The organism is Mesorhizobium sp. P2_C7 (assembly GCF_056404515.1).
Map to the genome: position 1 here is coordinate 100247 of NZ_JBFUDW010000001.1, position 21828 is coordinate 122074.

Below are 21828 nucleotides of genomic sequence, written 5' to 3' on the forward strand. Positions count from 1 at the left end.
CTTACTTGTCCCAGCGCGTCTCGACCGGGGCCGAGATTTGCGCTCGCGCCTCGGCCACCACCGCCATCAGCGCCCGCAGCACCGCCTCGACGCCTTCGCCGGTGACGGCCGACAACAGCATCGGCGCCCGGCCGGCGGCACGCTTCAGGGAGGCGACCTTCTTCTTGCGCGCATCGGCGTCGAGCGTGTCGACCTGGGAAAGCGCGACGATCTCGACCTTGTCGGTCAGGCCGTTGCCATAGGCGTCGAGTTCGGCGCGCACGGTCTTGTAGGCCTTGCCAGGGTTTTCCTCCTGCGCCGAGACCAGGTGCAGCAGCACGCGCGTGCGCTCGACGTGGCCGAGGAAGCGGTCGCCGATGCCGACACCCTCATGCGCGCCTTCGATCAGGCCGGGAATATCGGCGATGACGAATTCGCGCGCGTCGATGCGGGCGACGCCGAGACCGGGATGCAGCGTCGTAAAGGGATAGTCTGCGATCTTTGGCTTCGCCGCAGTCACCGCAGCGAGGAAAGTCGACTTGCCGGCATTGGGCAGCCCGACCAGCCCGGCATCGGCGATCAGCTTCAGCCGCAACCAGATGTTGAGCTCTTCGCCCGGCAGGCCGGGATTGGCACGGCGCGGCGCCTGGTTGGTCGAGGTCTTGAAATGCTGGTTGCCGAAGCCGCCATTGCCGCCCTTGGCGAGCAGAAAGCGCTGGCCGACCACGGTCAGGTCACAGATCAGCGTCTCGTTGTCTTCCTCGAACACCTGCGTTCCCGCCGGCACTTTCAGCGTGACGTCGGCACCCTTGGCGCCGGTCATGTTGCGGCCCATGCCGTGCACGCCGGTCTTGGCCTTGAAATGCTGTTGGTAGCGATAGTCGATCAGCGTGTTCAACCCGTTGACCGCCTCCAGCCAGACATCGCCGCCACGGCCGCCATCGCCGCCGTCCGGTCCGCCGAACTCGATGAACTTTTCGCGCCGGAACGACACCGAGCCGGCGCCGCCGTCACCGGAGCGTATGTAGACTTTGGCTTGATCGAGAAATTTCATGGGCTGTGCAGTTTCTGCTAGTGGCTTTGCGGCATTGCTCTAAATCTAGCGCCTTGCTCTAAACCAAGGCGCGGCGAAGGGCGAGGCCGTTTTGTGACAATGGCCGCTTGGGACCGGCTGGAGAGATGTCGGAATGAAGCTTGTAACCTACAACATCCAATACGGCATCGGCCTCGATGGGCAGTACGATGTCGGTCGCATCACTGACGCCGTGCGCGGCGCCGACGTGATCGCGCTGCAGGAGGTCACCCGCAACAATCCCCGGAACGGCGGCCGCGACATGGTCGCGGAGATCGGCGAGGCGCTGCCCGACTATTTCGCTGTCTATGGCAGCAATTTCGAGGCCAATATCGGCTCGCGCATCGACAACGGCCGCGCCATCACCACGACCTTCCAGCTTGGCAATATGGTGCTGTCGAAAACGCCCATTCATCTGTCGCGCAACCTGCTTTTGCCGCGCAGCCGCAGCTTCGAGATGATGAATTTCCAGCGCGGCGCGCTGGAAGCGCTGATCGAGACGCCGTTGGGTTTCATCCGCTTCTATTCCATCCATCTCGATCACCGCAGCCCCGTCGAACGCGCCCGCCAGATCCAGTTCCTGCGCCGACGCCTGCTGAACTATGCGCTCGAAGGCGGCGCCTTGTCCGGCGTCGCCGAGATCGGCCTGCCGGAATTGCCGCATCCCGAAGCCTTCGTCGGCATGGGCGATTTCAACATGCTGGCGGGCTCACCCGAATATGTCGAACTCGCCGGCAGGCCGGACCATGAATTCGGCATGCCGCTGACCGCCGACTTTGCCGTCGATGCCGCCATGCGCCTCAACGTCACCGGCGACGACCTGGTCAGCTGGGTCGACCCCAAACAGCCCGCCAACGCCACCCGCCACAAGCGCATCGACTACGTCTTCACCAGCGCTTCGCTGGCCAAATCGCTGAAGCGTCTGTGGGTCGACCGCCAGGCTGTCGGTTCGGACCATCTGCCGGTATGGGTCGAACTGGGCTGACTTTTTCAAACCTATGATTTCCATGCGACGCGAGATGCGTCGAGATTCAGGTCAGGCCGAGCCGAGAATGGTGGCTTCCGAGAACCGGAGCGGAGCGTACTTAAAGTACGTGAGCACCGGAAGCGCAGGAAACCGCCATTCGCAGGCCGGCCTCACCTGAATATCGACGCATCTCAAAAATGCACCCAGTTCCTGAGGCTCGTCCAGGTCTTCCTGTCGAGCCGGTAGCGCTCGACCGGCACCTGGCCGGCGACGATCGAGTTCAACATGCCCTGGCCGGCATACTGGAAGCCGCACTTGTGGATCACGCGGCGCGAGGCCGGGTTGATGACCCGCGTCGAGGCATGCAGCACCTGGATCGACGTCTTCTGGAAGGCGAGGTCGACCAGCGCGTGGGCTGCTTCGGTCGCATAGCCCTTCTTCCAGTGAGGCTCGCCGATCCAGTAGCCGAGTTCCAGCCCGCGATCGGTGGTGTTGAGACCGGCGCATCCGACAAAGGTGTCGGTGCCGGCCAGCGTCAGGGCATAGGCGATGCCGGCGCGGCGCGACTTCGTCATGGCAAGGAAGGCGCGGCCCTCGGCCTCACCATAGGGATGCGGCATGCGGGCCAGCATTTCGGCGACATGGCGGTTGTCGGCAAGTTCGACCAGTTGCGGAATGTCGCCTTCGCGGGGCGCCCGCATCACCAGCCGCTCGGTGACCAGGACCGGGCAGTCTATCGCGTAACTTTCGTCTTCGGTGTCTTCCGCTTCGGCAACCATGTGAAAGTCCTCCAGGCCAAGAAAAAGGGAGATGGAAACCCATCTCCCCTGATCCTTTTCCTGGCTTTGCCAGACACCGGTTCCCGAGATGGGCGCCGGTGTTCTAGTGCGGAACCGGCTACTCCGCGGCTTTGGCAATCGGATTGACCGATACGTAGGTTCGGCCGTTGGCTTTTTTGTTGAACGTCACGGCGCCGGTCTCGAGCGCGAAAAGGGTATGGTCCGTGCCCATGCCGACATTGACGCCGGGATGCCAGGTTGTGCCGCGTTGACGAATGATGATGTTGCCCGGGATGACGGCTTCGCCGCCGAACTTCTTCACGCCCAGACGCTTGGAATGCGAGTCGCGACCGTTGCGCGACGAGCCGCCAGCTTTCTTGTGTGCCATCTAACTAACTCCGTTGCGCCGCAAGGCGCCTAAAAGGCCTTATGAACGCGTTCGCGTTCCGTTTCAAGTCCGATTCCGGCGACCCAGTCGCCAGAAAATTACTTCGCCGCCAATTCCTTGGCCTGCTCGCGCCAGTCCTTGATCTGGTCGGCGCTGAAGGGCATGTGCTCGTCGATCTTGGCGACATCCTTGTCGGTCAGCTTGGCGAGCTGGGCGAAGGTGATGATGCCCTGCTCGGCGAGGTCCTTGGCAGCGACCGGGCCGATGCCCTTGATCACGGTCAGGTCGTCCGGCTCGCCCTTCGGCGCCTTGAACAGCGGCGCTGCCGCGGTCTCGGCGGCCTTGGCCTTGGGCTCCTTCTTCGGCGCGGCTTCCGCCTTCGCTTCGGTAGCGGCCTCTGCCTTGGCTTCCTTCTTCGGCGCCTTGACGGCTGCCGTCTTCGTCGGCTTGGCGCCACCCAGCAGGATCTCCGAGATCCGCACGGTGGTCAAAAGCTGACGATGGCCGATCTTGCGGCGCGAATTCTGCCGGCGACGCTTTTTGAAAGCGATGACGGTGCGGTTCTTGCCCTGCTCGACGACTTCGGCGGTGACCACCGCGCCATCGACGAACGGCGCGCCGAACGTGACATTCTCGCCCTCGCCATGCGCGAGAACGTGGCCGATCTCGACGATATCGCCGACACTGGCTTCGACTTTTTCGATCTTCAGGAGATCGTTGGCGGCAACGCGATACTGCTTGCCACCCGTTTTAATGACTGCGAACATTTTTTGCCTTTCGCTGTTCGGTCGGCCTTGATGAACCGCCTCTGGCGGTCCGGCCGTCTTTTTGTCAGTCTGCGGGTTCAAAAAACAAGCGGCGCGGAAGAACCCTCCACGCCGATTGCGCGCTGTCCCTAACCGAAGGTTGGGTGCAAGTCAAGGCGAAGCCGTTGCCGGGACGGTTATTAGCTCGGCAAGCATCTGGCCATGTCGACACGACCGCACGGCATTGCCGTCGTCGGCACGCGAGGATCCGTCGGGCGGCCGGAAATCCGCGTGGGCTTGACCGCAGACACCAGTGCAAATCCACCGCTTGTCCCGGAAGCCAAATAACTCGCGGATTGGCCTTGTAACCTGCCCGTTCAGCCGTTATCTAGTGCGCCGCGCCGGCAACGGCCGACCATGACCGCGGAGAGGTGGCAGAGTGGTCGAATGCACCGCACTCGAAATGCGGCATGGGTGCAAGCCCATCGGGGGTTCGAATCCCTCCCTCTCCGCCAGTCTCGCAATAGGCCCTCTAACCATCTGAAAAGCCTTCACTTCCTAGGCTCCCGCCAAATGGCGGTGCCGCACGGAAGTTCGACGCGAACCCAACAGAGAGCTCGCCGGCTGTTCAGGGCTGCTCTACGCGCTCATCCCGCGGACAAGCGGGCGCGACGATCACTCCGGCACACCGGAGATGCCCAAGGCCTCGACGTAGCGCTCGGCGAACACCTTGTCCAGCCACGGGTTGATCTGTCTCTGCAGGGTGAGCGTGAAGGTCGGAAACGCTTCCATCAGCCGCCGCGCCGCTGCCTGTGCCTCGTCCAGCCGGTTGAGTTTGACCAGCGCCATGATCACCACCCGGTGCGAGGACCCGTAGTTCGGCATCTCGTGCAGCGCGCGTTCTCCCCATGCCAGCGCTTCCTCGTAGCGCTCGAGCATCAGGTAGCTCATTCCGATGCCGGAGAGCGCGATGCCCTTCTCGGGGTCGACCGGGCTCAGCCGCATTGCCCTGTGAAAGTGCTCGATCGCGACGAGCGGGCGGCTGGCATGTGCGTTCACCCAACCGCTGCCGGTATGGCCCTGCGCCGAATTGGGGTTGAGCAGTAGGGATCGTTCGATTGCGCCCAGCGCCATCTCGTAGTCCTTCGCGCTGTAGGCGATCACCTGCGCGGCGAAGCGCAGGCTCGTGGGGTCGTCGCGCGCTTCCGCAAGTACCTCGCGCGCCATGCGCACGGCGACTCGGACATCGTCGGGCTCGTGCCAGCACTGGCTCACGGACAGGCTGCGGATATAGGCGCCGAGTCCCTTTGCCAAGTTGAAGTCAGGGTCGATGCTGAGCGCCTCGTTGATGAGCCGGCGCACGTCGGCAAAGCCTTCGCGCGTCATGCTGTAGAAGCGCGGCAGCGCGCGTAGGTAGAGGTCGTAGGCGCTGATGTAGTCGGTCGGCTTCATGCGCGCCTGCTTGATCTCCTGCAGCCGGATGCTCGGCTCGACAGCGCCGACGACGCTCTCGGTCACCTTGTCCTGAAGGTCGAAGATGTCGCTCAAGTCGCCCTCGAAGCGGTCGGCCCAGACATGGTGTCCGCTGATCGCGTCCACCAACTGCCCACTGATGCGCACCCGCGATCCTGCTCTGCGGATGCTGCCTTCGAGCACGTAGCGGACGCCCAGTTCGCGCCCGACCTGGCGCAGGTCCACCGCCCGGCCCTTGTAGGTGAAGGACGAGTTGCGGGCGATCACGAAGAAGGAGTTCACCCGGCTCAATCCCGTGATGATGTCCTCCACCAGCCCGTCGGCGAAGTACTCCTGGTCGGGGTCGCCGCTCATGTTGGTGAAAGGCAGAACCGCGATCGAGGGTTTCTCGGGCAGGGCGGGCGGTGCAGCCACCGAGGCGCTGGCGTCTGTCTCGACGCGGTAGGCGCGCACAGGCCGCTCGATATTCTTGAGGCGCAGCTCGCCGAGCGGCGTGAAGCCGCAGTCGAGCTTGCCCTCAAGGTGGTCGTAGGCGGTGCCCGAGACGACCACGGTGCCGGGATCGGCGACGCTTTCGAGGCGGGCGGCGATGTTGACACCGTCCCCGTAGAGGTCGCCGTCCTCCTCGCAGACCACGTCGCCGAGATTGATGCCGATGCGCAAGCGTATCCGCTCTTCCTCGGGCGCCTCCGCCTCGTGTTCTGCCAGGGCCTGCTGGATCGCCATCGCCGAGGTCACCGCGTTAACGACGCTCGCGAACTCGCACAGCATGCCGTCGCCGGTGAGCTTGACGATCCGACCCTGGTGCTCGGAGACCAGCGGTTCGAGGAGGTCCTTACGGTAGATCTTCAACCGCTCGAGCGTGCCGCGCTCGTCGCGCTCCGTCAGCCGCGAATAGCCGACCACGTCGCAAGCCAGGATCGCCGCGAGGTGGCGCTGCGTGGTCATTTCACTGCTCAGCCAGGCGCCTGCACGCGGGCCGCCCCGCATCCATGCCCTGCCAACTTCCAGACGCCTCCCGTGCATGGTATCCATCTCTCCCAGTCTCCGACCGTCGCCGATACAGAACGGAGAACACAGCTTGACCTTGCCTTCACAAGATTTCGCTATCCCGCTTTCAAGGCGTGGAGCGTTCCAGTCGCCGCGCTACAGCCAACCGACGACACGCCCACGCAGTCTCTGGGGACGCTGAAACGCCACTCCTCCCAGAAGGTCGGAGATAATTCCTGCCCTGTGTAACCGGTTGACGCCACCGTGGCGGTGCTTTTGTATCGGGCAGGCATCACAACAGACGTTCGCGCTTAGAATGGCCTGATGACCAGGGCACGGTTTCCAACAGGTGCCGGCGTACGATTTCGCGAGGTCTGCAAGGTTGTCAGGTGCGGCGCAATGGCTTGATCGCCTCGCCCACTTGGCGGGCGATCTCCAGCTCGAGATGCTGACGCCTGCGTAGCTGTGCCCGCTTGTTCGGTTTGTATTCAGCCGGATCACGCTGCGTTTTCGTAAGGGGCAGATCGAACATCGTCAGGTGGACCCGGCTGCCCCCGGATTCGGCCCAGAAGCTGTCGTAGTCTGCGGAAATGCGGTGGCGCAGGGCAAAGTCGTTTCCAAAGACATGGCCCGCGTTCGACGCGGCAACAAGACCCGAAATGTTCAGAGAGCGTGCGAGCACCTGGGCCACCAGCAGCAACAGTGTTTTGGGTCGCAGTCCTTCCATGGCCTTCGTCAGCGTGCGCGCATCATCAAGACCTTGCACTCCAACTGATGCGGACTTGAGCGCACCTATCCAAAGCACTTGTCCCTGCCCGCTGAGCCGCAGGAGCGGTCTATCCACAATCGCAAGGCCCATCTCGGTGATTGGTCGCCCGGCCAGGCGCAGGAGCAGGCGACACTCAGCCTCCCGGTACAACTTGTCCTGGCCGGTCAGTTCTACCGTGACGCTGCCCGCCGTGGTGGAGAGATCCAGCAGCTGTTGGCCGCCAGTGTGGCTCCTGATCAGGGCCGCGTCGGTGAAAAGTTGCGCCGCCGCGACGTAATGACCAACGACGGCGACACGACGATGCCCGCGCCTCAGCCCGGTCGTCAGGTAGGATCGGACGGGCTTCAGGGGAATGTCCGCATATTTCTGAAGGATCGCCGCGAAGGGTTCGGCACCGAGTTTGGACTGGATGGCGGCGATGTCGCGGCCGGAATATCCAACGAAGCGCCGCCCACTTGATCGTGTGGACGCATCGGTTCAGTCCGCGTCGAAAGCCGGAGGTCTGCCGTTTGCGATGAACCCGCGGCGGCGATGGCGACATTGCCCCATTCAAATGCTCACCCTTCGTATTCTCCGTGCCTCATTGTTGGAATCTTTAGCTTATCGGCGCTTCCCCGCGACATTACGGATTTGTAAGGCGGCCACGAAAATGGCCGGCTTACGGATCCGTTGAGCCGGCGGAAAAATCGCAGTGCGCTTGTTCCCGTCGGATGCACGAAGAGTGCGATAATGAGATGCGCTGCCGCCGACGCGTGTCGCCCTCAGCCCTCAGCCACCCGACTGGTGGCCCGCGATTGCGGCAAGAAAAACCTGGCCGAATTCCTTGAGCTTCGCCGCCCCGACGCCATTCACTTCGGCGAAGGCGTCGAGATCGGTTGGCCGGCGCTCGGCCATGTCGATCAGCGTGCGATCGGAAAACACCACATAGGCCGGCACCTGCCGCTCCTTGGCGAGCCGCAGCCGCAGCGTCTTCAGCGCGGCCAGCAGCGAAGCATCCACGCCTTCCATGTCCGCGGCCTGGGCGGACCGCATCTTGCCGCGCAAGGCGGGGCTGCGCACTTCGACGCGGTAGTGGAACGGCATTTCGCCACGGCCAAGCGCATGGCCTTTTTCGACAATGGCGAGGCCGCCATGGCCGCTGGGATCCGGTATCAGGAAACCACCCGCAACGAGTTGCCGGATCAGCGACAGCCAGAAATCCTTCTTGTGCGCCAGTCCGCTGCCGAAGCTTGAGAGGCTCTGGTGGTTCCTGGCCAGCACCTTCTCGGTTTCATGGCCGAGCAGGATGTCGATGACATGGCCCGCACCGAAGCGTTCTCCGCTCTGCGCGACAGCCGACAGGATGATCCGCGCCTCCGCTCCGCCATCGGCGCGTGGCGCCTGGTCGAGGCAGGTGTCGCAATTGCCGCAAGGCGGCGCTTCCTCGCCAAAATAGCCGAGCAGCACCTGGCGGCGGCAGTGCGCCGTCTCGCAATAGCCGATAAGCGTGTCGAGCCGGCCATGCGAGCGCCTCTTGTGCTCGGGCGGCGCATCCTCGTCGTCGATGAACATCCGCCGCATGCGGATATCGCCAAGGCCGAACAGCATATGCGCCTCGGCTGGTCGCCCGTCGCGACCGGCGCGGCCGATTTCCTGATAATAGGCCTCCAGGCTGCCCGGCAGATCGGTGTGGAAGACATAGGCGACATCAGGCTTGTCGATGCCCATGCCGAAGGCGATGGTCGCCACCATGACGACACCGGACAGGGTCATGAAGCTGTTCTGGTTGGCGTCGCGCGCGTCCTTGCTCATGCCGGCATGGTAGGCGAGCGCGGTGACGCCGTTCTTCTCGAGGAAGGCCGCCATCTCTTCCGTCTTCTTGCGCGACAGGCAATAGACGATGCCGCTGCGGCCGGGATGGCGCTCGACGAAGCTCAGCAACTGGCGCTTGCTGTCCTGCTTGGCCGCGATGCCAAGCTTGATGTTCGGCCGGTCGAAGCCCAGCACCAGGGTCTCGACCCGCTCGGCGAACAGCCGCGCCTCGATGTCGGTGCGCGTGCCCTCGTCCGCCGTCGCCGTCAGAGCGATGATCGGCACGTTGGGGAAGATGCCGCGCAGCCTCGACAGATCTTCATATTCGCGCCGGAACGCCGGCCCCCATTGCGAGATGCAATGCGCCTCGTCGACGGCGATCAGGCTGACGTCGAGCCTGGCGAGCGCATCGAGCATCCGCTCGGTCATCAGCCGCTCCGGCGCGAGATAGAGCAGCCGCGTCTGGCCCGCCGCGACGCGACGCCAGGCGGCGACATTGGCTTCTCGGTCGATCGAGGAATTGATCGTATCGGCGGCAACGCCGGCAAGCCGCAAGGCGGCGACCTGATCCTGCATCAACGCCACCAGCGGCGAAACGACGATGGTCAGCCCGCCCAGAACCAGCGCTGGCACCTGGTAACAAAGCGACTTGCCCGCACCCGTCGGCATGACGGCCAACACATGACGCCCGGCCAGCAGCGCATCCATCACATCGGCCTGGCCGGGGCGAAAATCGTCGAAGCCGAACACGTCCTTCAGGACGCGCCGCTTGGGGTCCTCGGCCCGAACGCTCGCTGCCCGTGCCTGCATCAGTAGGATACCGGGCCGGAAACGATTTCTGGTGAATTGGAGAGGATGTGGAAACCGATCAAAACGACTCTCCGCGTGACGCCTTGGAGTAGCGCAGCCGTCATCCAACCACAACGGCCCTTTGCGGGAACCCCGGTTCGTTGACATCGTCGGACTGCATCATGGCGGCGATGGACCCATGTTGGAGACAGAGGCTGTCCCTTCCCCCGCGACACCTGCACCCCGCTGGATTCCCCCACCCGCTGCGATGTAAGCTTGTCCCGACCAAGGCCAGGGAGGGCGCTCTATGCTGCAGACCAGACAAGATGCTCTCGGCGAGCGGTTTCAGCTGCAGCGTACCGCCTTCGAGGCGCAGCCTTTCCCGGACATTGGCGTGCGCAAGGACCGCCTGAAACGCCTGCTGGCGCTGACTGAGCAACATGAGGCCGATATCTGCGCCGCGATCGACGCCGACTTTGGTGGCCGCTCCGCGCACGAGACGCGCCTTGCGGAACTGTTTGTCGTGCGCGCCGGCATCCGCCACGCGCTGTCTCATCTGAAGAGCTGGATGCGCGAACGTCGCGTTGCCACCACCATGCCGTTCCTGCCGGGCAGAAACCGCCTCGTCGCGCAGCCGCTCGGTGTCGTCGGCATCGTCTCGCCCTGGAACTACCCCTTCCAGCTTGCCGTCGCACCGGTAACCGCGGCACTCGCCGCCGGCAATCGCGTGCTCGTCAAGCCGTCCGAACTGACGCCGGCTTTTTCGGCGTTGCTGGGGCAACTGGCCGGCGCGCATTTCGCGCCCGACGAACTCAGCGTCATCACCGGCGATGCGGAGATGGGAAAGGCCTTCGTGTCGATGCCTTTCGATCATCTGCTGTTCACCGGTTCGACCGCGGTCGGCCGCCAGGTTGCGATCGCCGCCGCCGCCAACCTGACCCCGGTTACGCTCGAACTCGGCGGCAAGTCGCCGGCGATCTTCGATCCGTCCTGCGACCTTGATGCGGCGGCAGCCAGCGTCGCCTATGGCAAGCTGTTGAATGCCGGGCAGACCTGTATCGCGCCGGACTATCTGCTGGTGCCGTCAGGGCAGGCAGGCATCGTCGCCGCGAAGCTCGCGACGGCAATAGCGCGGCTCTACCCGACCTTGCGCGACAATCCCGACTATACCGCCATCATCAGTGACCGGCACCACCAGCGCCTGCGCGAGATGATCACTGAGGCCCGCGATACCGGCGCCGATGTCGTCGAAATCAACCCGGCCGGCGAGGAACTCGGCACCGCCAGCCGGAAGTTGCTGCCAACCCTGGTCCGCAATGCCGGCCCGAACCTGCGGCTGATGCGCGAGGAGATTTTCGGGCCGGTGCTGCCGATCGTCGAATACGCCACCGTCGACGAGGCGATCGACCATGTGAACCGCGCGGACCGGCCGCTGGCGCTCTACTGGTTCGGGCGCGACAGCGGCAACCGTCAACGCATCCTGCACGAGACGGTCGCCGGCGGCGTCACCATCAACGACTGCATGCTGCATCTGGTGCAGGAGAACCAGCCCTTCGGCGGCGTCGGCGCCAGCGGCATGGGCGCCTATCACGGCGAATGGGGTTTCCGCACCTTCAGCAAGCAGAAGCCGGTTTTCCTGCAGTCGAGGCTGAGCGCGGGCGGCTTGCTGCGTCCGCCCTATGGCAAGACGTTCGAGCGGATTTTCACCCTGCTCCGGCACATCACCTGAACGAGAACACCCATCGGTTGTACGGCGCGTTAAATCTATGTTCACGATGATACGGCAGGCTCCACATCCTGCGGTCATGTCTTGAGTACCGCGGCGCCAAAAGCGCCCAGGCAACAACCCGCGCCTCTTTGGGGCGCGGGTCATTCCCCGCGCTCGATCACCCGGCCTTGGCCAAGCAAGTCGTGGACTAGGCGAGAAAATCGGCTCGGTGCGGCGTGAAACTGTCGACCAGCCGCCCCGCCTCCAGTGCCTTGACACCGTGCACCAGATTGGACGGCACGATGAAGCTGCCGCCGGCCGCGATGATTTCGGTCCGGCCATCGATGGTCACCTCGAAGCGGCCCTCCGCGACATAGCTTGCCTGGACATGCGGGTGCGAATGCAGGGCACCGACGCCACCCTTGTCGAAGCCGAATTCGACCATCATCAGTTCATCGGTGTGCAGGAGGACGCGCCGCCTGTTGCCGTCCGGCGTCGCCGTCCAGCCGCCCTCGCCGGCATGCGCGAAAATCTTCGGCTCAGCCATCGTCATCTCCTTATCGCGCCAGCCAGCCGCCATCCACCGGCACCACCGCGCCATGCATGTAGTTCGACGCCGGTGCCAAAAGGAAGACGGCGGCGTCGCCAATGTCTTCCGCTACGCCCCAGCGCCCGGCAGGGATACGCGCCAGGATAGCGGCACTGCGGTCGGGATCGGCACGCAGCGCCTGCGTATTGTTTGTCTCGATATACCCGGGCGCGATGGCGTTGACGTTGATGCCTTTTGCCGCCCATTCGCAGGCGAGCAGCCGGGTGATGCCGAGCACGCCGTGTTTCGAGGCGGTGTAGGACGCGACGCGGATGCCGCCCTGAAAACTCAGCACCGAAGCGATGTTGACGATCTTGCCTTGCCGTCCGCCAGCAAGCGCGCGTCTGGCGAAGGATTGGCAGAGCAGGAAGGCCGTCTTCAAATTGACGTCCATGACGTCGTCCCAGTCGGTTTCGCTCAAATCGACGGCATCGGCGCGCCGGATGATACCGGCATTGTTGACCAGCCCGTCAAGCGGGCCGCTTTCGTCCCAGATCCGGTCCAGCATCGGACCGGCGGCTGCCGTGTCGGCAAGGTCGGCGCTTACCGCCTCGAATTGCCCACCGGCTGAGGCAACCTTGCTTGCCGTATCGTCCATCGACGAGCGCCCGACGCCGATCACCGCACCGCCGGCACGCGCGATCGAGACGGCTATGCCTTGACCGATACCGGTGTTGGCGCCGGTGACGAGAATGCGTTTGCCGGCCAGGCTGAAGGCGGAAAGGTCGCTCACCGCAAGTCGTCCACTGCCACCGGGTCGACATCGGTATAGTCGACATTGTCGCCGGCCATCGCCCAGATGAAGGCGTAGTTCGAAGTGCCGGCGCCAGAGTGGATCGACCAGCCCGGCGACAGCACCGCCTCCTCGTTGCCCATGACGATATGACGCGTCTCGTCCGGCTCGCCCATGAAATGGAAAACGCGCGCCGTCTCGGCCAGGTCAAAATAGAGATAGGCTTCCATGCGCCGGTCATGCACATGGCACGGCATGGTATTCCACACCGAGCCCGGCGCCAGCTGGGTCATGCCAACCACCAGCTGGCAGGTTTTTGCACCCTCGGCATGGATGAACTGGAAGATCGAGCGCTCGTTGCAGCTATCCTTGCTGCCGAGGTCGAGACGCTTGGCGTCGCCGATGCGGATCAGCCGGCTCGGCCAGGCTTGATGCGCCGGCGCGCTGAGCAGGTAGAATTTGGCTGGCGCGGCTTTGTCCGCCGAGACGAACGACACATCCTTGCTGCCCATGCCGAGATAGAGCATGTCGCGCGCCTGCAATTCATGAGGTTGGCCGCCGGCCGTGACGACACCGGCGCCACCGATGTTGACGGCGATCAGCTCGCGGCGGTCGAGAAAATCCTTGGTCCCGGTCGGCTTGATCGCCTCCAGTTGAAGCGGTGCCTCAGTCGGCACGGCGCCGCCGACGATCATGCGATCGTAATGGGTGTAGGTCAGGCTGATACGACCGGGCTGGAACAAGTCGTCAATGTGGAAATTGTGCCGCAGTTCGTCTGTTCCCATCGCCGCAGTGGCGACCGGGTCGATGGCGAAGCGTAATGTGTAGTCGGTATGGTTCTGGCTCATTGCAGTCCTGGCTTGAGATGGGTCATTCACCGGCGGCGCCCTTGACCGAACTGGCATAGAAGACCTGCCTTGCGTGCAGCCGCTCGCGATAGCGCTGCTGGCTGGCGCTGAGGTGTGCACGCATCGCCTCGCGCGCGGCTTCGGCGTCGCCTGATGTGATCGCATTGAGGATCACCAGATGCTCGCGCTGTAGCCCGCGCTGATATGCGTCGGATTGCACCAGCTCGGTCGACCAGGGCGAGGTCACATCACATGGAATGGCGCGCCGCCCGAGCACGTCGAGCATCTCGACATAGAAGGGATTGTTGGTGGCGCTGGCGATCGCCCGGTGGAAGGCGAGGTCGGCCGGGCCGGTCGGCTCGCTGGCAAGCAGCAGCCGTTCGAACTCGAAGAAGGCTTCCTGGATCGCCGCCTCCTGCGCGGCGTTGCGGCGGATGGCGGCAAGCCCGGCCGATTCGATTTCGATTGCCAGCCGCACTTCGAGCACGTTGAGCGCGATCGAATCCTTGCTGCCCATATCGGCGGCCAGCGCGCCGAACATCGTGGAGATGTGTTCGGTGACGAAGACGCCGGCGCCCTGGCGCGCTTCGACCAGCCCGTCGGCGGCAAGTTTGGCCAGGGCCTCGCGGATGACGGTGCGGCTGACGCCGAAGGTCTCGGTCAACCGGCCTTCGGTCGGCAATTTGTGGCCCGGCAGGATCTCGCCCGCCTGCAGCTGCTTGCGTATCGCCGCGACGACGGTCTCCGACAGCTTTGGTTTTCTCTCGACCCTGAGGTCGGTTGCGGTATCCGATGCCATGTCGCCCCCCTATTTGAACACGCCGGCAACCAGAGCGAGATGGCCGGAATATAGGTCATAAGCCCGAGAACCACGGCACTCGCGCCGGATCGAGCGCATCGCTTCCCCAGTTCAGAGCCGGTACGCCTTCTTGGCAAGCGTGTAGGCAAGGTCCCGCGCCAGCTCGTGCGCCTCGTCCTCGCGCAGCCGATGCTCGGCGACGAGACGCGCCAGGAACGCGCAGTCGACCCGCCGCGCCACATCGTGGCGCGCCGGTATGGACGGAAAGGCGCGGGTGTCGTCGTTGAAGCCGACGGTGTTGTAGAAACCGGCCGTTTCGGTGGTCATCTCGCGGAAGCGACGCATGCCCTCCGGGCTGTCGTGGAACCACCAGGCCGGCCCGAGCTTCAGCGCCGGATAGGTGCCGGCGAGCGGCGCCAGTTCGCGCGCATAGCTGGTCTCGTCGAGCGTGAAGAGGATGATTGTCAGGTCCCGTTCCAGGCCGACGCAATCAAGCAGTGGCTTCAGCGCCGTGACATAGTCGGTCCGGGTCGGGATATCGAAACCCTTGTCGCGACCGAACTTCTGGAAAATAGACGGCGAATGGTTTCGCCATGAACCGGGATGGATCTGCAGCACAAGCCCGTCATCCCGGCTCATCTTGGCCATTTCGGTCAGCATCTGGGCGCGGAACAGCCGCTTTTCGCGCTCGTCGTCCGAACCATGGCGCACACGGTTGAACAGTTCCTCGGCCGCCGCATCGGAAAGATTGGCGGTCTCGGCCGTCGGATGGCCGTGATCGGACGAGGTCGCACCATAGCTTTTGAAGAAAGCACGTCGCTGACGGTGGGCATCGAGATAGCCGGTCCAGTTGCCGGTGTCGCAGCCGGTGATTTCGCCAAGCTTGTCGAGATTGGCCGAAAACCCTTCGAAGTCCGGATCGACGACGGCGTCCGGCCGGTAGGCTGTGATGACCTTGCCTTCCCAGCCGCTGTCGCGGATCATCTGGTGCCATTTGAGGTCGTCGAGTGCGCCTTCCGTCGTTGCGATGACCTCGATGTTGAAGCGCTCGAACAGCGCGCGCGGGCGGAAATTCTCCCATTGCAGCACCGTCGCGATGGTGTCGTAGTGACGGTCGGCAGTCGCCGCGTTCAGCGGTTCGTCGATGCCGAACAGATGCGCCAGCACATGGTCGAACCACAGCCGGGTCGGCGTGCCGCGGAAGAGGAAGTAGTTGTCGGCAAAACGCCGCCAGATCGCCCTGCCATCGGTTTCCACCGGCGCGCCGTCCAAGGTCGCCACGCCGAGATCCTCGAGGCGAACGCCCTGGCTGAACAGCATGCGGAAGATGTAATGGTCGGGCACGATGAGCAATTGCGCCGGATCCGGGAACGGCTCGTTCAGCGCATACCAGCGCGGATCGGTGTGACCATGCGGGCTGACGATAGGCAGGTCCTTTATCCCGGCATAGAGATCGCGGGCGATGGAGCGCGAATGCGCGTCGGCGGGAAACAGCAAATCCGCATTGGTCAGTGCCACGACGATCCTCCCAAGGCCGCTATCGGTAGGGTCGGCAAGAAATAATGTCAACATACAAAAATTAGATTGTTGTATGATGACTGTTCCTACCATTGTGTGGCAAGAAATCGGATGTTACGTCGCTTGCCGACCCATCTCAGAGGCGATCTCATGCCGTCCAGCCAGACTAGCCGCGCCACGCCAACCAGGCGCCTTTCCGCGATGACGGCACATACTTTGCCGGCGTCGGCCGCGACTCCTTTGTATGATCGCAGCCTCGTCGTCCCCGGTATCGTGCATCTCGGCGTCGGCGCCTTCCATCGCGCCCATCAGGCAGCCTATGTCGACGACTGCCTGGCGGCAGGAGACACGAGTTGGGGTATCGTCGGCGTTTCACTGCGCAGCGCCGACACACGCGATGCGCTCTCGCCGCAGGACGGGCTCTACACGCTGGCGATCAGGAGCAGCGGCGAGGAAAAGCTTCGCGTCATCGGCTCCATCGCGTCGATGCTGGTGGCGCCGGAGGACCCGGGCGCGGTGCTGGCCGCGCTGACCGATCCGCGCACCCGCATCGTGACGCTGACGATCACCGAAAAGGCCTATCTCAGGGCCGCCGGCGGCGGGCTGGACACCGCTCATCCCGATATCGTCCATGATCTGGCAAATCCGCAAATGCCGAAGACAGCGCATGGTTTTCTCGCCGAGGCGCTTGCGCGGCGACGCGCCGCCGGCACGCCGCCCTTCACCGTGCTCTGCTGCGACAACCTGCCAGCCAATGGTGCGACGCTGCACCGGCTGCTGATCGCATTCGCCGAATTGCGCGATGCCAGGCTCGCCCAATCAGGCGATGCCAGGCACGCAGCGAAGGCCGATAGCGGCCTCGCCAGTCACATCGCGGACCAGGTCGCTTTTCCCTCCAGCATGGTCGATCGCATCGTGCCGGCCACCACAGACGCCGACCGGGCGCGGATTGCTACCGAACTCGGCGTCGAGGACGCCTGGCCGGTCATGACCGAGCCGTTCTGCCAATGGGTGATCGAGGACAATTTTCCGGAGGGCCGACCAGCCTGGGAACAGTTCGGCGTCACCATGGTCAGCGATGTCGGCCCCTTCGAGGACATGAAGCTCAGGCTGCTCAACGGCGCGCATTCGGGCATCGCCTATCTCGGCCTGCTCAGCGGTCACGCCACCGTCGATCGCGCCTTCGCCGACCCGGCAATCCGGCAGTTCGTCGATGCATTGTGGGTCGAAGCCATTTCGACGCTGCCGGAGGATGCCGGCCTCGATACATCAGCCTATACGGCCGAGCTTACCGAGCGTTTTTCGAACACCGCTCTTGCCCACCGTACGGCGCAGATAGCCAATGACGGCAGCCAGAAATTGCCGCAACGCATCGTCGCATCGGCCTTGGCGTGCTTGGAAGCCGGCACCGAATTGGTCCATCTCACGCTGGTGGTCGCCGCCTGGATCGCCGCCTGCGCAGCGCGGGGAAAGACCTTGCCGGAGGGCCATTTCACCGACCCACTCGATGCGGCATTAACGGCGCTTTTGAGCCAGCAGCTACCGGCGAATGAGACCGTGACGGCGGTGTTCGACCTCGCCGGCTTCGCCAGCGACCACGCCGAGCGCCAGACGATGATTGAACTCGTGGCTGTCCATCTCGTTCACCTGCGACGGGATGGTCCAACACTGGCCTTCGCCGCGTTGGGCATAGGAAGTGAATAGTCAAGTTGGACCCGATGCGGTCTATTTGGGATCCGAACCGCCCAACGTCTGCCGGGAAGAATAATCCACGCCTTGTGAATTCCAGAACAATCGCACGGCCTTGCCGACAAGGTTTTCGTAGCGGACAAGTCCCATTTGGAAGCGGCTGTCGTTGGAGTTATCGCGATTGTCGCCCAACGTGAAATACTCTCCCGCAGGCACCACAAACTCGCGTGTGTTGTCGCCGACCGAATTGTTGGTCAAGTCGATCACCAAATAGGAAATCCCCTCAGGCAGAGTCTCCCGCTGCAGCTTCGCCGATTGTACCTCGCCTGAGGAATAGTCACCGACAGCCTCAAGCTTCACCGCCACACCGTTGATGTGGAGCACGCCTTCGACCATCTGAATCCTGTCGCCAGGCAAGCCGATGAGTCTCTTGACGTAGTCTATGTCGGGTTGAGATGGCACCCTGAAAATCACGATATCGCCTCGCCTTGGCTTGGCCCCGAATATTCGGCCATCGACGGGCAATAGTCCAAAAGGGACACTGTAGCGGCTGTAGCCATAAGCGAATTTGGAGACGAAGAAATAGTCACCCTTCACCAGCGACGGCGTCATGCTGACGGACGGCATGGAAAACGGCTGGAACAGGAGCGCGCGTATCGCGAATGCAGCCGGATACGTGGTCAGAAGAACGAGGACCAGCACGCAAAGCCCGTGCGAATACCACTTGCCTGGCCTGAAGCGGCGTGTGAAGGGCACAACAAGCGCTGCCCCCAGGATCAACGAACCGATACCTGAAAGATTGGCCAACCAGGCAAGATCGACGCCCGGCAACACCGGAAATCCGATGTAGATCAGTGCAAGGCTGAAGGCGCTGACCACCACCAAGCTGGCGACCGCCAGTCTGCCGCTGCCGATCCAGAGAAACCCCCCGAACGGACCGCCGAAGGCCGATACCAGAGCGGTCGACCATCGGGATCGCGAGGTTGTTTCTCGCGCAGCTGTTTCTTCCGTCATCGGCCACCCCCATGCCCAAGGCAGCCGGACTGTCCGCCAAACAAAAAAGCGAGGCAAGGCCCCGCTTTTCACTAGTCATCTGAAGCGAATCTTACGCCGGCAGGATGGCGCCTTCCAGCGTCGTGAGCTGGCTAAGGAACTGCTCCGCCTTGCTGCGGGCCTCGTCGTCCTTGGCGTCGGCGGCGTCTTCCTTGGCTTCCTGGATGCGGCGGGCGAGATCGGCGCGGTCGACATCATTCACCGCCACAGCCGACTCCGCCAACAGCGTGCAGCCAGCCGGAACGATGTCGGCGAAGCCGCCGAACACGACATAGCGCTCTTCCTCGCCCGACGCGGTCTTAACAGTGACCACACCCGGCTTGATCGTGGTCATGACCGGCGCGTGATGCGCCATCACGGTCATCTCACCTTCCGCACCTGGAATGACGACGGACTCGACCTGCTCGGAAACAAGCAGGCGCTCCGGCGAGACCAGTTCGAACTTGAAAGCTTCGGCCATGATCAATCTAGCAAACGGGGAATAGTGAGTAGCGAGTAGTGAAGAAACTCGCTCGTCTCATAAACCCCTATTCGCTACTCCCTATTCGCTATTCGCTTCTTATGCCGCTTCGGCCGCCAGGCGCTGTGCCTTCTCGACCGCTTCCTCGATGCCGCCGACCATGTAGAAGGCGGCTTCCGGGAGGTGGTCATAGTCGCCGTTGCAGAGGCCCTTGAAGCCCTTGATGGTGTCGGCCAGGTCGACCAGCTTGCCAGGCGAGCCGGTGAACACTTCGGCGACGAAGAAGGGCTGCGACAGGAAGCGCTCGATCTTGCGGGCGCGTGCCACCGTCTGCTTGTCCTCTTCCGACAGCTCGTCCATGCCCAGGATGGCGATGATGTCCTGCAGCGACTTGTAGCGCTGAAGGATCGACTGCACCTGGCGCGCGACGGCATAGTGCTCGTCACCGACGACCAGCGGATCGAGCATGCGCGAAGTCGAATCCAGCGGATCGACGGCCGGGTAGATGCCCTTTTCGGCGATGGCGCGGTTGAGCGTCGTGGTCGCGTCGAGGTGGGCGAACGAGGTCGCCGGCGCCGGGTCGGTCAAGTCGTCGGCGGGCACGTAGATCGCCTGCACCGAGGTGATCGAGCCCTTGGTGGTGGTGGTGATGCGTTCCTGCAACGCGCCCATGTCGGTGGCGAGCGTCGGCTGATAGCCCACGGCCGACGGGATACGGCCGAGCAGAGCCGACACTTCCGAACCCGCCTGCGTGAAACGGAAGATGTTGTCGACGAAGAACAGCACGTCCTGGCCCTGGTCGCGGAAATATTCCGCAACCGTCAGGCCGGTCAGGCCGACGCGGGCGCGGGCGCCCGGCGGCTCGTTCATCTGGCCATACACCAGAGCGGCCTTGGAGCCTTCACCGCCGCCCTTCTTGTTGACGCCAGACTCGATAAACTCGTGATAGAGATCGTTGCCTTCGCGAGTGCGCTCGCCGACGCCGGCGAACACCGAGTAGCCACCATGCGCCTTCGCGATGTTGTTGATCAGCTCCTGGATCAGCACGGTCTTGCCGACGCCGGCGCCGCCGAACAGGCCGATCTTGCCGCCCTTGGCGTAGGGAGCCAGGAGGTCGAGCACCTTGATGCCGGTGATCAGGATCTGTGCTTCCGTCGACTGCTCGACATAGGTCGGAGCCGGCTGGTGGATGGAGCGCATTTCGATCCCGTCGACCGGGCCTTCTTCGTCGACCGGCTCGCCGATGACGTTGATGATGCGGCCGAGCATGCCCGGGCCGACCGGAACGGTGATCGGCGCGCCGGTGTCGCGCACTTCCTGGCCGCGCACCAGACCTTCGGTCGAGTCCATGGCGATGCAGCGCACGGTGTTTTCACCCAGATGCTGGGCCACTTCGAGCACCAGGCGATTGCCGACATTGGTCGTCTCGAGCGCGTTTAGGATCGCCGGCAGGTGATCGCCGAACTGCACGTCGACAACGGCGCCGATGACCTGCCGGACCTTGCCGACAACGCCGGTTGCCTTGGTGGCCACTGCGGATGTCTTGGTCGCTGCGGCCTTGGCCGGTGCTGATGCCGTCTTGGCCGGAGCTGCCTTCGCGGCTGCTGCCGGAGCCTTTGCCGCCTTCGCGGGGGCTGCGGTCTTCGCGGCTGCGGCCTTGGGGGCTGCCGTCTTGGGTGTTACCTTCTGGGGGGTCGCTGCTTTCGCCATCGTCTTTACCCTTTTTCGTCCTTTGTTTCTCACGCGGTCCGCTCGCGGGTCGATGACCCGCAAACCGCGCCTAGAGCGCCTCGGCGCCCGAAATGATTTCGATCAGTTCCTTGGTGATCTGCGCCTGCCGCTGGCGGTTGTAGGTGATCGACAGCTTGTTGATCATCTCGCCGGCATTGCGCGTCGCATTGTCCATGGCGCTCATCTTGGCGCCCATTTCGCCGGCCGCGTTTTCGAGCAGCGCCCGGAAAACCTGCACCGAGATGTTGCGCGGAATGAGATCGGAGAGGATTTCGCCCGGCTCCGGTTCGTATTCATAGACGGCGCTGCCGCCATCCACCGCCTCGGCCGGAGCCGAAGCGATACCGGCTGGAATGATCTGCTGCGCGGTCGGGATCTGGCTGATCACCGACTTGAACTGCGAATAGAACAGAGTGCAGATGTCGAAGCCGCCCTCGTTGAAGAGCTGGACGACTTTCTTGGCGATCGCGTCGGCATTGACGAAGCCGAGCGTCTTGACCTCCCGCAGATCGACACGATCGAGAATCATCGACGCATAGTCGCGGCGCAGGATATCGAAACCCTTCTTGCCGACGCAGATGATCTTGACCTGCTTGCCGTCGGCCAAAAGCTTGCGGATATGGTCGCGGGCAAGGCGGGCGATCTGCGAATTGAAGCCGCCGCACAGGCCGCGCTCAGCGCTGCAGACGACGAGCAGATGCACGTCGTCCTTGCCGGTGCCGGTCATCAGCGCCGGGGCATCGCCGCCGCCGCCGATTGCCTGTGTGATGTTGGCCAGCACGGAACCCATGCGCTCCGAATAGGGGCGCGCCGCTTCCGCAGCCTCTTGCGCACGGCGCAGCTTCGCCGCGGCGACCATCTGCATCGCCTTGGTGATCTTCTGCGTCGCCTTGACCGAGGCGATACGGTTACGAAGGTCTTTTAATGAAGGCATGCTTCAAACCTGATCCCGTCTTG

19 protein-coding genes and 1 tRNA gene are annotated in these 21828 nt (G+C 63.6%); 4 read left to right on the plus strand and 16 right to left on the minus strand.

Translation table 11 applies throughout. The annotated features are described in order from the left end of the window. Position 1 precedes the first annotated feature (1 nt). On the minus strand, positions 2-1033 hold the full coding sequence (gene obgE / locus AC1D2G_RS00515; RefSeq protein ID WP_111548380.1) for a GTPase ObgE: 1032 nt from the start codon (positions 1031-1033) through the stop codon (positions 2-4). Between the two features lie 133 nt (positions 1034-1166). Here obgE and AC1D2G_RS00520 point away from each other — a divergent pair, with 133 nt between their 5' ends. Next, positions 1167-2036 carry an endonuclease/exonuclease/phosphatase family protein gene (locus AC1D2G_RS00520; protein ID WP_477411524.1) on the plus strand — a complete coding sequence of 290 codons (870 nt, stop codon included), beginning with the start codon at positions 1167-1169 and terminating at the stop codon, positions 2034-2036. Positions 2037-2209: 173 nt separating this feature from the next. Here the strand turns inward: AC1D2G_RS00520 and AC1D2G_RS00525 are convergent, their stop codons facing one another. The 3 genes from AC1D2G_RS00525 to AC1D2G_RS00535 all read right to left on the minus strand — a co-directional run bounded on the left by AC1D2G_RS00525 (position 2210) and on the right by AC1D2G_RS00535 (position 3952). Further along, positions 2210-2797 (minus strand): GNAT family N-acetyltransferase, encoded by a 588-nt coding sequence (locus AC1D2G_RS00525; RefSeq protein ID WP_457151829.1) that lies wholly within the window; start codon positions 2795-2797, stop codon positions 2210-2212. 118 nt (positions 2798-2915) lie between these two features. Continuing rightward, complete coding sequence (gene rpmA, locus AC1D2G_RS00530; protein WP_013529063.1) at positions 2916-3185, minus strand: 50S ribosomal protein L27; 270 nt, start codon at positions 3183-3185, stop codon at positions 2916-2918. A gap of 98 nt (positions 3186-3283) precedes the next feature. Further along, on the minus strand, positions 3284-3952 hold the full coding sequence (locus AC1D2G_RS00535; protein ID WP_095084424.1) for a 50S ribosomal protein L21: 669 nt from the start codon (positions 3950-3952) through the stop codon (positions 3284-3286). Between the two features lie 404 nt (positions 3953-4356). Here AC1D2G_RS00535 and AC1D2G_RS00540 point away from each other — a divergent pair. Further along, positions 4357-4446 (plus strand) — tRNA-Ser (locus AC1D2G_RS00540). Between the two features lie 160 nt (positions 4447-4606). On the opposite strand, the gene AC1D2G_RS00545 is transcribed toward AC1D2G_RS00540, so the two are convergent. The 3 genes from AC1D2G_RS00545 to recQ all read right to left on the minus strand — a co-directional run bounded on the left by AC1D2G_RS00545 (position 4607) and on the right by recQ (position 9764). Continuing rightward, a complete protein-coding gene (locus AC1D2G_RS00545) occupies positions 4607-6352 on the minus strand; it encodes an adenylate/guanylate cyclase domain-containing protein (protein WP_477411525.1) in 1746 nt (581 codons plus the stop codon). Positions 6353-6779: 427 nt separating this feature from the next. Then, positions 6780-7583 carry a DUF535 family protein gene (locus tag AC1D2G_RS00550; protein ID WP_477412406.1) on the minus strand — a complete coding sequence of 268 codons (804 nt, stop codon included), beginning with the start codon at positions 7581-7583 and terminating at the stop codon, positions 6780-6782. 348 nt (positions 7584-7931) lie between these two features. Further along, a complete protein-coding gene (gene recQ / locus AC1D2G_RS00555; RefSeq protein WP_477411526.1) occupies positions 7932-9764 on the minus strand; it encodes a DNA helicase RecQ in 1833 nt (610 codons plus the stop codon). 286 nt (positions 9765-10050) lie between these two features. On the opposite strand from recQ, the gene AC1D2G_RS00560 reads away from it, so the two are divergent. Further along, a complete protein-coding gene (locus AC1D2G_RS00560; RefSeq protein ID WP_477411527.1) occupies positions 10051-11472 on the plus strand; it encodes a coniferyl aldehyde dehydrogenase in 1422 nt (473 codons plus the stop codon). A 187-nt stretch (positions 11473-11659) separates the two neighbouring features. On the opposite strand, the gene AC1D2G_RS00565 is transcribed toward AC1D2G_RS00560, so the two are convergent. The 5 genes from AC1D2G_RS00565 to uxaC all read right to left on the minus strand — a co-directional run bounded on the left by AC1D2G_RS00565 (position 11660) and on the right by uxaC (position 15992). After that, the gene (locus tag AC1D2G_RS00565) at positions 11660-11998 is read right to left on the minus strand and encodes a cupin domain-containing protein (RefSeq protein WP_477227643.1); all 339 of its coding nucleotides are present in this window, start codon (positions 11996-11998) and stop codon (positions 11660-11662) included. A 10-nt stretch (positions 11999-12008) separates the two neighbouring features. Beyond that, positions 12009-12773, minus strand: coding sequence for a 2-dehydro-3-deoxy-D-gluconate 5-dehydrogenase KduD (kduD, locus tag AC1D2G_RS00570; protein ID WP_477411528.1), 765 nt, complete (start codon positions 12771-12773; stop codon positions 12009-12011). Beyond that, positions 12770-13621: a 5-dehydro-4-deoxy-D-glucuronate isomerase gene (gene kduI, locus AC1D2G_RS00575; RefSeq protein WP_477411529.1), complete on the minus strand. Its 852-nt coding sequence runs from the start codon at positions 13619-13621 to the stop codon at positions 12770-12772. Before kduI ends, kduD begins: the two co-directional genes overlap by 4 nt. A 22-nt stretch (positions 13622-13643) precedes the next feature. Then, the gene (locus AC1D2G_RS00580; protein ID WP_477411530.1) at positions 13644-14420 is read right to left on the minus strand and encodes a FadR/GntR family transcriptional regulator; all 777 of its coding nucleotides are present in this window, start codon (positions 14418-14420) and stop codon (positions 13644-13646) included. Positions 14421-14531: 111 nt separating this feature from the next. Further along, positions 14532-15992 carry a glucuronate isomerase gene (uxaC, locus tag AC1D2G_RS00585; protein ID WP_477227639.1) on the minus strand — a complete coding sequence of 487 codons (1461 nt, stop codon included), beginning with the start codon at positions 15990-15992 and terminating at the stop codon, positions 14532-14534. Positions 15993-16088: 96 nt separating this feature from the next. On the opposite strand from uxaC, the gene AC1D2G_RS00590 reads away from it, so the two are divergent. Beyond that, complete coding sequence (locus AC1D2G_RS00590) at positions 16089-17642, plus strand: mannitol dehydrogenase family protein (protein WP_477411531.1); 1554 nt, start codon at positions 16089-16091, stop codon at positions 17640-17642. A 21-nt stretch (positions 17643-17663) separates the two neighbouring features. On the opposite strand, the gene lepB is transcribed toward AC1D2G_RS00590, so the two are convergent. The 4 genes from lepB to AC1D2G_RS00610 all read right to left on the minus strand — a co-directional run bounded on the left by lepB (position 17664) and on the right by AC1D2G_RS00610 (position 21805). Then, positions 17664-18641, minus strand: coding sequence for a signal peptidase I (lepB, locus tag AC1D2G_RS00595; protein WP_477411532.1), 978 nt, complete (start codon positions 18639-18641; stop codon positions 17664-17666). Between the two features lie 91 nt (positions 18642-18732). Continuing rightward, positions 18733-19140 (minus strand): F0F1 ATP synthase subunit epsilon, encoded by a 408-nt coding sequence (locus tag AC1D2G_RS00600; protein ID WP_457153767.1) that lies wholly within the window; start codon positions 19138-19140, stop codon positions 18733-18735. Between the two features lie 99 nt (positions 19141-19239). Then, a complete protein-coding gene (atpD, locus tag AC1D2G_RS00605) occupies positions 19240-20850 on the minus strand; it encodes a F0F1 ATP synthase subunit beta (RefSeq protein WP_167392057.1) in 1611 nt (536 codons plus the stop codon). Positions 20851-20920: 70 nt separating this feature from the next. Then, positions 20921-21805 carry a F0F1 ATP synthase subunit gamma gene (locus AC1D2G_RS00610; RefSeq protein ID WP_477411533.1) on the minus strand — a complete coding sequence of 295 codons (885 nt, stop codon included), beginning with the start codon at positions 21803-21805 and terminating at the stop codon, positions 20921-20923. Positions 21806-21828 lie beyond the last annotated feature (23 nt).

Bases quoted from the DNA above. Each gene is read 5' to 3' on its own strand.
- obgE (WP_111548380.1), bottom strand. From the start codon at position 1,033: ATGAAATTTCTCGATCAAGCCAAAGTCTACATACGCTCCGGTGACGGC.
- AC1D2G_RS00520 (WP_477411524.1), top strand. From the start codon at position 1,167: ATGAAGCTTGTAACCTACAACATCCAATACGGCATCGGCCTCGATGGG.
- AC1D2G_RS00525 (WP_457151829.1), bottom strand. From the start codon at position 2,797: ATGGTTGCCGAAGCGGAAGACACCGAAGACGAAAGTTACGCGATAGAC.
- rpmA (WP_013529063.1), bottom strand. From the start codon at position 3,185: ATGGCACACAAGAAAGCTGGCGGCTCGTCGCGCAACGGTCGCGACTCG.
- AC1D2G_RS00535 (WP_095084424.1), bottom strand. From the start codon at position 3,952: ATGTTCGCAGTCATTAAAACGGGTGGCAAGCAGTATCGCGTTGCCGCC.
- AC1D2G_RS00545 (WP_477411525.1), bottom strand. From the start codon at position 6,352: ATGACCACGCAGCGCCACCTCGCGGCGATCCTGGCTTGCGACGTGGTC.
- recQ (WP_477411526.1), bottom strand. From the start codon at position 9,764: ATGCAGGCACGGGCAGCGAGCGTTCGGGCCGAGGACCCCAAGCGGCGC.
- AC1D2G_RS00560 (WP_477411527.1), top strand. From the start codon at position 10,051: ATGCTGCAGACCAGACAAGATGCTCTCGGCGAGCGGTTTCAGCTGCAG.
- AC1D2G_RS00565 (WP_477227643.1), bottom strand. From the start codon at position 11,998: ATGGCTGAGCCGAAGATTTTCGCGCATGCCGGCGAGGGCGGCTGGACG.
- kduI (WP_477411529.1), bottom strand. From the start codon at position 13,621: ATGAGCCAGAACCATACCGACTACACATTACGCTTCGCCATCGACCCG.
- AC1D2G_RS00580 (WP_477411530.1), bottom strand. From the start codon at position 14,420: ATGGCATCGGATACCGCAACCGACCTCAGGGTCGAGAGAAAACCAAAG.
- uxaC (WP_477227639.1), bottom strand. From the start codon at position 15,992: ATGTTGACATTATTTCTTGCCGACCCTACCGATAGCGGCCTTGGGAGG.
- AC1D2G_RS00590 (WP_477411531.1), top strand. From the start codon at position 16,089: ATGCCGTCCAGCCAGACTAGCCGCGCCACGCCAACCAGGCGCCTTTCC.
- lepB (WP_477411532.1), bottom strand. From the start codon at position 18,641: ATGACGGAAGAAACAGCTGCGCGAGAAACAACCTCGCGATCCCGATGG.
- AC1D2G_RS00600 (WP_457153767.1), bottom strand. From the start codon at position 19,140: ATGGCCGAAGCTTTCAAGTTCGAACTGGTCTCGCCGGAGCGCCTGCTT.
- atpD (WP_167392057.1), bottom strand. From the start codon at position 20,850: ATGGCGAAAGCAGCGACCCCCCAGAAGGTAACACCCAAGACGGCAGCC.
- AC1D2G_RS00610 (WP_477411533.1), bottom strand. From the start codon at position 21,805: ATGCCTTCATTAAAAGACCTTCGTAACCGTATCGCCTCGGTCAAGGCG.